This is a genomic window from Pseudomaricurvus sp. (assembly GCF_965662505.1).
Classification (GTDB): Bacteria; Pseudomonadota; Gammaproteobacteria; order Pseudomonadales; family Cellvibrionaceae; genus Pseudomaricurvus.
In genome coordinates, this window is sequence record NZ_CBFIHX010000100.1 from 2,780 (window position 1) to 13,076 (window position 10,297).

General features: G+C 49.8%; 11 protein-coding genes and 1 riboswitch. All 11 genes read left to right on the forward strand.

Annotation, left to right across the window (positions count from 1 at the left end; genetic code table 11):
- The coding region (locus tag ACTG33_RS13005; protein WP_439135654.1) for a chemotaxis protein CheA at nt 1-1,954 on the forward strand (1,954 nt) is incomplete at its 5' end.
- Between the two features lie 172 nt (nt 1,955-2,126).
- Nucleotides 2,127-3,269, forward strand: a complete 1,143-nt coding sequence (locus ACTG33_RS13010) for a protein-glutamate methylesterase/protein-glutamine glutaminase (RefSeq protein ID WP_439135655.1) — start codon at nt 2,127-2,129, stop codon at nt 3,267-3,269.
- A 7-nt stretch (nt 3,270-3,276) separates the two neighbouring features.
- Nucleotides 3,277-4,023: a flagellar motor protein gene (locus ACTG33_RS13015; protein ID WP_439135656.1), complete on the forward strand. Its 747-nt coding sequence runs from the start codon at nt 3,277-3,279 to the stop codon at nt 4,021-4,023.
- 4 nt (nt 4,024-4,027) lie between these two features.
- The gene (motD, locus tag ACTG33_RS13020) at nt 4,028-5,008 is read left to right on the forward strand and encodes a flagellar motor protein MotD (protein WP_439135657.1); all 981 of its coding nucleotides are present in this window, start codon (nt 4,028-4,030) and stop codon (nt 5,006-5,008) included.
- 34 nt (nt 5,009-5,042) lie between these two features.
- Entirely contained in the window at nt 5,043-5,861 is an 819-nt protein-coding gene (locus ACTG33_RS13025; RefSeq protein WP_439135658.1) for a ParA family protein, read from the forward strand.
- A complete protein-coding gene (locus ACTG33_RS13030) occupies nt 5,858-6,925 on the forward strand; it encodes a chemotaxis protein CheW (protein ID WP_439135659.1) in 1,068 nt (355 codons plus the stop codon). The genes ACTG33_RS13025 and ACTG33_RS13030 overlap by 4 nt, the downstream gene beginning before the upstream one ends.
- Nucleotides 6,926-7,253: 328 nt before the next feature.
- Nucleotides 7,254-7,739: a chemotaxis protein CheW gene (locus ACTG33_RS13035; RefSeq protein ID WP_439135660.1), complete on the forward strand. Its 486-nt coding sequence runs from the start codon at nt 7,254-7,256 to the stop codon at nt 7,737-7,739.
- Nucleotides 7,740-7,810: 71 nt separating this feature from the next.
- Entirely contained in the window at nt 7,811-8,233 is a 423-nt protein-coding gene (locus tag ACTG33_RS13040; RefSeq protein WP_439135661.1) for a DUF2802 domain-containing protein, read from the forward strand.
- Nucleotides 8,234-8,381: 148 nt separating this feature from the next.
- Nucleotides 8,382-8,822: a rhodanese-like domain-containing protein gene (locus tag ACTG33_RS13045; protein WP_439135662.1), complete on the forward strand. Its 441-nt coding sequence runs from the start codon at nt 8,382-8,384 to the stop codon at nt 8,820-8,822.
- Nucleotides 8,823-8,993: 171 nt separating this feature from the next.
- A riboswitch (cyclic di-GMP riboswitch) is annotated at nt 8,994-9,085 on the forward strand.
- 15 nt (nt 9,086-9,100) lie between these two features.
- Nucleotides 9,101-9,574 carry a hypothetical protein gene (locus ACTG33_RS13050; protein ID WP_439135663.1) on the forward strand — a complete coding sequence of 158 codons (474 nt, stop codon included), beginning with the start codon at nt 9,101-9,103 and terminating at the stop codon, nt 9,572-9,574.
- A 251-nt stretch (nt 9,575-9,825) separates the two neighbouring features.
- The coding region (locus ACTG33_RS13055) for an AAA family ATPase (protein WP_439135664.1) at nt 9,826-10,297 on the forward strand (472 nt) is incomplete at its 3' end.

Consider the following 10,297-nt stretch of genomic DNA (forward strand, 5'->3'; position numbering starts at 1 on the left):
TTCTGCCGATCTTGGTACATCTGCTCCAGAGCCTGTTGTTTCTGCTCCTGTCGCCTCTACTGATGTCCCTTCGACTCTAGGTGCGGGTAACGGCAGCGGCGATATTACTGATGCTGAGTTTGAAGAACTTTTGGACGCCATTTCGGGCGGGGAATCTGTTGCTCAAGAGTCTTCGGTGAACACCGAAGCTACTTCCTCAGCTGCGTCTTCCACATCTTCAGGCGACGATATCAGCGATGATGAATTTGAAGCGCTGTTGGATCAATTGCATGGTTCAGGTAATGGCCCTGGTGCTTCTACGGCGTCAGTCGTAGAAGATACTGCCAAAACAGAAGATGAAGCCAATAGCCAACCGGCTGCACCCAGTGGCGATATTACGGATGATGAATTCGATGCGCTACTGGATCAGTTACACGGTAAAGGTAAAGGGCCTGGTGTAGCCAATTCATCTGCTGAGAAGACCGATACAGCTCAGACTACTCCTGCTGCTCAGAAGCCTGCGGTCTCCTCGACAAGTGGCGATTTGATTTCGGACGATGAGTTCGAACAACTGCTCGATGATTTGCACGGTAAAGGCAAGGCGCCTACACCGCCTGCTTCTTCATCTCAGGTGCCTTCACCTCAAGAGAGTGTGGTTCCTCCCGCAGCAGAATCTGCTACACCTAAAGCATCTACTACACCTAAAGCAGCCACAGGAACTACAGCTCCTCCATCGCGAGTCGCTGAATCCGGTGCAAAAGCTGCCCCGAAAGCGGCTCCGGCAGGACGTGACGCGCCTCCAGCGGGTGAGACCACCGTTCGTGTGGATACCCAGCGTCTGGATGAAATTATGAACATGGTGGGTGAGCTGGTATTGGTTCGCAACCGCCTGGTGCGTCTGGGTGACAAAGCTAATGATGAGGTGTTGTCCAAGGCAGTCGGTAATCTGGATGTAGTGACCGCAGACCTACAGTCATCCGTGATGAAAACCCGGATGCAGCCCATTAAGAAAGTATTTGGACGTTTCCCTCGTGTTGTTCGTGATTTGGCTCGAAGCCTGAAGAAAGAAATCAATCTTGAACTTCAGGGTGAGGACACTGATCTGGATAAAAACCTGGTTGAAGCATTGGCCGACCCATTGGTCCACCTGGTTCGCAATTCAGTGGATCACGGCATTGAATTGCCTGATGCGCGAGAGGCAAATGGCAAGCCTCGTGTTGGCAAGGTTGTCTTGGCCGCAGTGCAAGAAGGCGATCATATACTGCTGTCTATCACCGATGATGGCGGCGGCATGGACCCTGACAAACTTCGTGGTATTGCTGTAGAAAAAGGTTTAATGGATGAAGATGCGGCAGCGCGGCTGCCGGACTCCGAGGCGTTTGCTTTAATTTTTGCCCCTGGCTTCTCGACTAAAAAAGAGATCTCTGATGTGTCCGGCCGTGGTGTCGGCATGGATGTTGTTAAGACCAAAATCACCCAATTGAACGGATCTATTGAAATCCATTCAGCCATGGGTGAGGGAACCCGTATCAGTATTAAGGTGCCTTTAACTCTGGCGATTATGCCTACGTTGATGATTATGCTGGGGCGTCAGACCTTTGCATTGCCTTTGGTTAGTGTTAACGAAATATTCCATATGGATCTTACCAAGACCCATGTGGTCGATGGCCGCGAATGTGTCACGGTTCGTGATAAGGCCATACCCGTGTTTCATCTCAAGCGTTGGCTGGTAAATGATGCTATTAATGATGATTGCGTCAATGAAGCTCATGTTGTGATTGTGTCGGTGGGAACCCAGCGAGTGGGGTTTGTGGTTGATCAGCTGATTGGACAAGAGGAAGTCGTGATTAAACCTCTTGGAAAAATGTTACACGGTACGCCGGGTATGGCGGGAGCGACAATTACCGGTGATGGAACTATTGCACTGATTCTGGATGTGCCCAGTATGCTGGATCGATATGCAGGAACGGCCTGATGCACTCAGAGGCCATTTCTGTAGATCATTGGCTTGAGAGCGTTCTGCACGGGTTTTACAGAGTACCGCATGGGATTGAAATGGTTCCGCATGGGATTGAAGCAGCACCGCATGGGATTGAAATAGCACCGCATAATATTGAAATAGCACCGTATGGGTTTGAGAGAATGCTATGAGCCTTAAAGTCCTGGTGGTTGATGACTCCAACTTTTTTCAACATCGCTTGAAAGAAATGCTGAATGAGCACCCACAGCTCGAAGTTGTGGGCCTGGCCGCTAATGGTCGGGAAGCTGTTGAGAAAGCCAAAAGCTTGCGTCCCGACGTAATTACCATGGACTATGAAATGCCGGTTATGGACGGTGTTTCTGCAGTTCGAGAAATTATGTCGACACAACCCATTCCGATTCTGATGTTCTCTTCGTTAACATACGAGGGCGCGCGTACCACTCTGGATGCACTTGAAGCGGGAGCGGTGGATTTTCTGCCGAAAAACTTTGCGGAGATATCCAAAGATTCTGCGTCGCTAAAGCAGCGCTTACACAGTCGTTTGCTGGCGATAGCCAAACAAGCCAAACCGCCAACTCCCGAGCCACAGACCAGTTCCAGAATCTCTACCTGTGTCGAAGGCAGAGCCTCGGCTCCAGAAAGCGATAATGCTTATGGGCGCGGGCGCAGCACTGACAGTCGGTCTTCAAAAACCGAAACTATCCCGTTCAGACCGACAAGAACGGCCAACAAGTCTTTGAAAGGGCAGGTCAAACTATTACTGATAGGCGCTTCTACCGGTGGCCCAGTTGCTCTGGCCGATGTCTTGACAAAATTACCTAAAGGCTTTCCTTTGCCGATTGTGCTTATACAGCATATGCCTGAAAACTTTACTAAAGCCTTTGCTGAACGACTGAATCGCCAGTGCAACATCGAAGTCCGTGAAGCACAGGACGGCGATGCTTTGAAGCCTGGGCTGGCTCTGCTGGCACCGGGTGGCAAGCAATTGATGGTCGATAAGCGTGGTGCGGGCTGCGTACGTGTTCTCGAGGGGGATAGTCGGGTCAATTACAAACCGTCCGTCGATATCACTTTTGGCTCCGCCGCCAATGCCTTTGGCAATCAGGTGTTGGGTGTGATTCTGACGGGTATGGGATCCGATGGCTGTGAAGGTGCTCGATTGTTAAAGCAGAAGGGCAGTGCCATCTGGAGTCAAGATGAAAGTAGTTGCGTGATTTACGGCATGCCTATGGCAGTTGCCAAAGCCAATCTGACAGACCGTGTGCTGCCCTTGCGTGATGTAGGCCCGGTACTGGCGAAGGAATTTTAGAGCGGTCATGGATATTCTGAGTCTACTTGGATTATTGCTTGGCGTGATAGCGCTGATCGGAGGGAATTTCCTGGAAGGTGGAAGCCTGCAGGCTTTGCTCAATGGTCCCGCGGCGTTGATTGTTTTGGGCGGTACTTTGGCAGCAGCTATGCTGCAGTTTCCATGGACGCAGGTACGTAGGGCAATTTCAATTTTTCCCTGGGTGTTTTATCCCCCGCAGACACCTTATCAGGAGGGACTTAAGTCACTCGTGGGCTGGGCCGAGACTTCTCGTAAGCTGGGTTTGTTGGGGCTGGAGCGTTTCACGGATAAAGAAAGTGATCGTTTTACCCGCAAAGGGCTCCAGTTATTAGTGGATGGTCAAGAGCGTGAGGCGATCAGAAGAACTCTTGAGACGGACATGCTGCTGAATGAGCAGCGCGATCTTGATGCGGCCCGCTTCTTTGAGGCGATGGGCGGCTATGCACCTACGGTGGGTATCATCGGTGCAGTGATGGGCCTGATTCATGTGATGACAAATCTGGCAGACCCTGAACAGTTGGGTTCTGGAATTGCCATTGCGTTTGTGGCGACGATTTACGGCGTGACATTTGCGAACCTGTTTTTGTTACCTGTGGCCAATAAAATCAAGAATTGTGTGTATAACCAGTCTCAATATCAGGAGTTGATTACCGAAGGTATAGTGGCTATTGCAGAGGGGGAGCACCCCCGCTCGATACGGGTCAAACTGGAAAGTTATCTCCCGCAGGAATAAAACCATGCCCCGGAGACGCCCTCAGGAAGACATTAAACACGAGCGATGGCTGGTGTCTTATTCAGACTTCATTACCTTGTTGTTTGCGTTTTTTGTTGTGATGTACTCAATATCACAGGTGAACGAGGGAAAATATCGGGTGCTGTCGAACACACTGAATTCGGCGTTTGAGCTTTCGTCCGGCAAAGAGAATGTTCCGTTAACCCTTAAGCCCATACAGATTGGTCAGCCGGAAAAGAGTTTGCGACCGAATGTGATTGCCGAAAATATTACAGAGTCCGGAAGTTCTGATTATGAGGTCGAGACGGAAGATGCCTCACCGCAGCAGGCTGGACTTAATGACTTATCTGAGTTGTTTGAGGAAGAGTTTTCCGAACTCATAAATCAGGAGCTGGTTCAGATTCATGGGAATGAGTTCTGGTTAGAGGTTGAGCTGAAATCAAGTATTTTATTTGACTCGGCGGACGCAGAGCCGAGTTTTCAGGCCAAAAATATTTTCGAAGAGATGGCCGGTCTTCTCAGAGATTACGGTAATGAAGTCAGGGTTGCGGGCTTTACAGACAATGTACCCATCGCTACTTCCCGTTTCCCCAGTAATTGGGAGCTGTCTTCAGCGAGAGCGGTGACGGTGGTTAAATTGCTGGCGGCTTCAGGCGTGGCGCCAGAGAGATTGTCTGCGGTGGGATATGGCGCGTTTCATCCGATAGCCGAAAATGACAGCGAAGAAGGACGATCTGCAAATAGACGAGTGACTTTGTTGATTGCCCGGGACGGTCGTGAAAGCAATGATTCTGTTACAGGAAAACGTGGTTCTACGGATAACGGTAGAAATGTAAACGAGAGCCCGAACGTGGATAGCGATGAATCAACGACTGCGGGTTCAGTTGAGACGTCAGAAGAAGACAGCAAGATAGAACCTGTTGAGTTAGGTGGAGGTGGGTGGTTATTCAGCAGTAATCCCGAATTACCGCGCCTGCAAAATTAGTCCGATTAAACTGTTTAGCTAAGAGGTGTGTCGCGTGCTTGCGTGGACAATAGCCAATCAAAAAGGTGGTGTTGGTAAAACAACGACAACGGTTGCACTTGCCGGGCTGTGTGCCGAGCAGGGTAAACGTGTCTTGTTGTTGGATCTCGACCCTCACGGTTCATTAAGCAGCTATTTTAAGCATGAGCCGGATCAGGTGGTGAACAGTACATTTACCCTGTTTCAGCAGCGCAAAGAGCTGTCTGCCGATCTTGTGCGACAGTGTATTGTGGAAACAGGCTACGACAACCTGTCACTGATTCCATCCTCTATGGCGCTGGCAACATTGGAGCGTCAGGCCATCAGTCAGGATGGAATGGGGTTGGTGATCAGTCGGGCTTTGGCGGCGATTAAAGGGGAATTTGATATTGTCCTGATTGATTGTCCTCCTTTGCTGGGTATTTTGATGGTCAACGCTTTGGCGGCTTGTCAGCAGTTATTAATTCCTGTGCAGACAGAATTTCTGTCTTTGAAGGGGTTGGAGCGTATGACGCAAACTCTGCAAATGATGGGTAAGTCGCGTAAACACCCTTTGCAGTACAGCATCGTGCCGACTATGTTTGATCGCCGTACTCAGGCTTCTGTGGTGAGCCTGCGCTCCATACGTAATGGGTATGATGACAAGGTATGGCCAGGCAAGATCCCTGTGGACACCAAGCTGCGTGATGCGAGCAAAGCGGGGGTTCCTCCGCACCTGTTTCAAAAGGATAGCCGTGCAGTGGAGGCCTATCGGTCATTGCTGAAGTGGCATCTGTCCCGCTGTATTCCTCGCGGGGCAAGTGCCGCGGCGTCAATGAATGAGGCTGCCCTGTGAGCGGCGCACCTGATGACCTGCTTCAAGGTTACTTCGACGATTTATTGACGTCCGAAGATGTCACTGAGGACCGCGGTTATCCTGAAGCGGAAGTATCGGGAGTGGCGCCGGCGACCACAGCTCCGTCCAGCAGTCCTCTGTCTGAGTCTGATCAGGGGCGTGTGGCTAGTCATGTGCGTGTAGCCAGTCAGAAAACTACGGCAGGCCCCAGGCCCACAAGGCCCAGCGCACCTGTATTAGAGCCAGATAGCACGGTTCAAGCTCGAGAGCGGTTGGCTCGGTTGCTGGCCTCCACACCTCTGGCTCTTGCTGAGCAGCAAGAGGTTGTCACACCTACGGTTTTAACACTGGATTCAAGGCCTGTTTCAGTTCCCGATGCAACTCCAGCTGCTGCTACAACGTTAACTACTGATACAACGTTAACTACTGATACAACATTAACTGCTGATACATTAGTGCCAGATGTTGAGTCTGAAGAGGCGCCGAAGGAGGAAAAGGACGAATCTGCCGAATCTTCAATGGCTGAGGAGGTCACTTCTAAGACTGCCGAATCCCTGGATAGCTCGGCCGAGTGGCTGGAAAATGGTCGTCCCGCTTGGGCACAGGAGCGTTTTGAGGTTCTTTTGTTTGAAGTTGCCGGCCTGACATTGGCTGTGCCACTGATTTCCCTGGGTCAAATTCAGCCTTTGACGGATGAATTGACGCCATTATTTGGTCAGGCCGAGTGGTTTATGGGGCTTCAGCCAACCCCAGTGGGTAAAATCCGAACCATCAATACCGCGCGTTTTGTGATGCCTGACCGGTATGACGATAGCTTTGTCGAGAATGCCAAGTACGTGGTCTCTATCAATGGGTTGCCGTGGGGGCTGGCTGTCGATGTCGTGAATCAGCCAATTACTCTGCAGCCTGAAGACGTTAAATGGCGAGGCGAGCGGAGTAAGCGCCCCTGGCTGGCCGGGACCGTCAAACAGCATATGTGCGCGCTGTTGGATGTACAGACAATGGGCGAGATGCTAAAGGTCGCAGACCTAAAGAAATCCTCTGAGGATCCTCTTAAGGGTTAATCCGGCCAGAGTGGTTTTTGGGGCAAGAGTGTGCTCCAGAAGCGGTACAGTAGCCGGAGAAACACTGATTCTTATTTACACCACCAGTGTTTCTCAACTAAATAGCGATTTAAAAACAATTAGTCTCTTTTCCTATTCAATCTTTTTCTTCCCTGGCCGATATGCTGGCATAGAAGCTGCAAACCTATACTGCAACCGTGTGAAATTGATGTTTTTTTGACGCTTCCCGGTGTTTGCTTTCTGACACAACCTCAATGGAGAGGGATGTAGGTGACAGAGGTTGCGCAGCATGAGACACAACACGATAAGATCCTTTGAGGACTGATTTATGGCAAACAACTCTGCAATGAGTAAAACCAGTGACGATCCGATTTTGCAGTGGGTCACCTTCAAATTGGCCGGTGAGACCTACGGCGTTAACGTGATGCAGGTTCAGGAAGTGTTGCGCTATTCGGAGATTGCTCCGGTACCGGGTGCACCCTCCTATGTTCTGGGCATTATCAATCTGCGCGGCAATGTTGTGACTGTCATTGATACCCGTCATCGGTTTGGACTGGATGGCGGTGAGCTGACTGACCACACTCGAATTGTGATCATCGAAGCAGATAAACACGTTGTGGGCATCCTGGTGGATAGCGTCGCGGAAGTTGTTTATTTGAAAGAGTCCGAGATTGAGACCGCTCCTAATGTGGGTAATGAAGAGAGCGCGAAGTTCATTCAGGGGGTGTGCCATAAAAACGACGAGCTGTTGATTCTGGTTGAGCTTGATAAGCTGTTAACCGATGAAGAGTGGGCAGAAATCGACGACGTTTAAATTACCCGAGCAGAACTGCCGTCTATGATGTTGTAAGTCATTGGCGGCACTAATTATGAGTGGAGACTGCAGTGATCGTATCAGATAACGTATGGATGGATGTGCTTGTATTTTCGGCGTTAGGACTCAGTGTGCTGTCACTGGGGGCTGCTCTGATGTGCTTTTCCACGATGCGTAAGCAGGCTGCGATCAATACGGCTCTTTTCCAAAAGCTGGAAAAGAGCTTACAGGTTTCTGAGAGTGGGGCGGTTGGACTGGGAAAGCGTCTTGTTGCTTTGGAACAGCAATTTTCAAACTCTGCAGAGTCCGGTCAATGTCAGAATCAAACATCGCGTCCAGCGTCTTCTGTCCACCTGGATGAAAGCTTGAAAGATGCCATGTCTTTGCTCAATGCCGGTTTGAGCCCGGAAGAAGTGGCGCGGCGTTGTGGCATATCTAAAGCAGAAGCTTCTCTCATGAAGTTGATGCGCGCGCAATCGCCAGAGGCAGCTTAACCTTCAGTGGTCGTTGCACCGGAACAGCGTGCCTGATCGCTTGTTCCTAATTGCCTAACCTGTGAACCGTTCTTTAGTCAAAAAGACACTAAGGCTATAGGTCTTCCTCACCTACACTTTTTAAAGGCGTGTAGGTTTGGAGGCCAAAATGAGCTTTTTGATCAGTAGGGTGCATTATCTCTTCTTGTTTTTCTGCCTTTGTGTGGCGTTTCCAAGCGTTGCGAATGAGACGCCATTGGGCGTGTCGGGTGCAACCACAATCAATGTGTTTAAAGCCAAGGAACTCTACGATCGAGGGGCGGTATTTATTGATGTCCGCAATAATGATGAGTGGACTATTGGTCATATCGATGGGGCGATTCACCTGGATTTCCAAAAAGATTTTGCCAAGCTTTACAGTTCAAAGTTAGTCAACCGAGATACGCCAATTGTTATTTATTGCAACAGTTCCAACTGTTTACGAAGTGCGTACGCAGTAGCCGTCTCTGTTCACTGGGGGTTCAGTAATGTCTATTATTTCAGAGAAGGTTATTTTGCCTGGATTCTCGAAGATTACCCATCGATTATGAGTAATATGGCCAGAAACTAGCGACGTTAATTGGGTGAAGTGATGCAGTTTTTTGTCGGGTGAGCCTGGTTTAAGCGTGAGAAGGGCAGGCTTCTGTAATATTGACCGTCCCGTGGTGGCGTGTCACACTCGTTCCAGTTGTATCGATGTTTCCTTGCAAACAAAACACGGTCTCTGAACTTCCTCAGGGCTTTAACGAAATGGCAAACCGAAAGTGATTTCGGGACGCAAAGCCAGTGCCCAAATGCAGAATTTTTGCATTATCGGGTCGAACGGTTATCGAATATAAGGTCGGCTAGATGCCACGAAAAACCGCCTCCCGATTGACCAATGAGCTCAGGCTGAAATATGCGTTGGGTTTGCTTGTCGTTGCGATCCTGTCATCGGCACTGACTATATTAGGCGTCAATACCTACTCTTGGTTGTCCCCCGATAAGTCGTCGGCTCCCTATCTTCACGATATACCGTTTGATCGTCTTGATGCTGTTCATTTGTGTGAGGATAAAGCCAAAGTGAGGTTTGGCGATAAATTGGTTCGTACCGATACCGACTGGCGTTCCACCCGTTTTCAGGCAGATAAGCATGTGTATCTGGTGATCCTAAATGGTTCTATCGGTAACTATGAGCAACATGAAAAAGCCAAAATCTACTGTTATGTCGATCCCGATGATCAGTATGTAAGCTATTTTAAGGCTTATGATCTTGAAGGAAGGTCTATGTTGAGCCGTAATATCAGTATGGATACGATGCTCGAAGGTCTGAGTGGTCCATAACTCTATTCCCGGTAGGTAAGCCCTTCTCCCTAAGCCCACGTCGCCCTGAATTTTCTTGTCTGTTTTCCCATTAGGGCGTCCATTTTGACGCCCTAATGGGCTGTCGTATCTGTGGAGAACTGGTAAAAAAGGACAAAATGGCCGATTTGCTGTTCATTTTCGCGCAATCGACGGCCCTGCAGGGCTTGAGGGGCTGGACTCCAGATGGGCTGTGATAGACTCGGCTCATTGAAAACCTGAGGAAGAGATTGATGAAATTTGAAGGTACTGAGAATTACGTCGCGACAGACGACTTGAGAATGGCTGTTGATGCCGCTGTGGCTCTGCAGCGCCCGCTGCTGGTGAAAGGCGAGCCGGGTACAGGTAAAACCATGCTGGCTGAGCAGGTGGCTGGTTCCATGGGGATGCGCCTGATTCAGTGGCACATTAAGTCCACCACCAAAGCTCAACAGGGCTTGTACGAGTACGATGCAGTGTCCCGTTTGAGAGACTCTCAGCTGGGCAATGACAAGGTTAACGATATCTCCAATTACCTGAAGAAAGGTAAGTTGTGGGAAGCCTTTGAATCCGAGGAGCAGGTCGTACTGCTGATTGATGAAATCGACAAAGCGGATATCGAATTCCCTAACGATTTGCTGGTTGAGCTCGATAAGATGGAGTTCTTCGTTTACGAAACCGGTGAAATCGTCAAAGCCAAGAAACGTCCTATCGTTATCATTACCA

Excerpts from the sequence above, each read along its gene's own strand:
- ACTG33_RS13010 (WP_439135655.1), top strand. The coding sequence starts at position 2,127 with ATGAGCCTTAAAGTCCTGGTGGTTGATGACTCCAACTTTTTTCAACAT.
- ACTG33_RS13015 (WP_439135656.1), top strand. The coding sequence starts at position 3,277 with ATGGATATTCTGAGTCTACTTGGATTATTGCTTGGCGTGATAGCGCTG.
- motD (WP_439135657.1), top strand. The coding sequence starts at position 4,028 with ATGCCCCGGAGACGCCCTCAGGAAGACATTAAACACGAGCGATGGCTG.
- ACTG33_RS13035 (WP_439135660.1), top strand. The coding sequence starts at position 7,254 with ATGGCAAACAACTCTGCAATGAGTAAAACCAGTGACGATCCGATTTTG.
- ACTG33_RS13045 (WP_439135662.1), top strand. The coding sequence starts at position 8,382 with ATGAGCTTTTTGATCAGTAGGGTGCATTATCTCTTCTTGTTTTTCTGC.
- ACTG33_RS13050 (WP_439135663.1), top strand. The coding sequence starts at position 9,101 with ATGCCACGAAAAACCGCCTCCCGATTGACCAATGAGCTCAGGCTGAAA.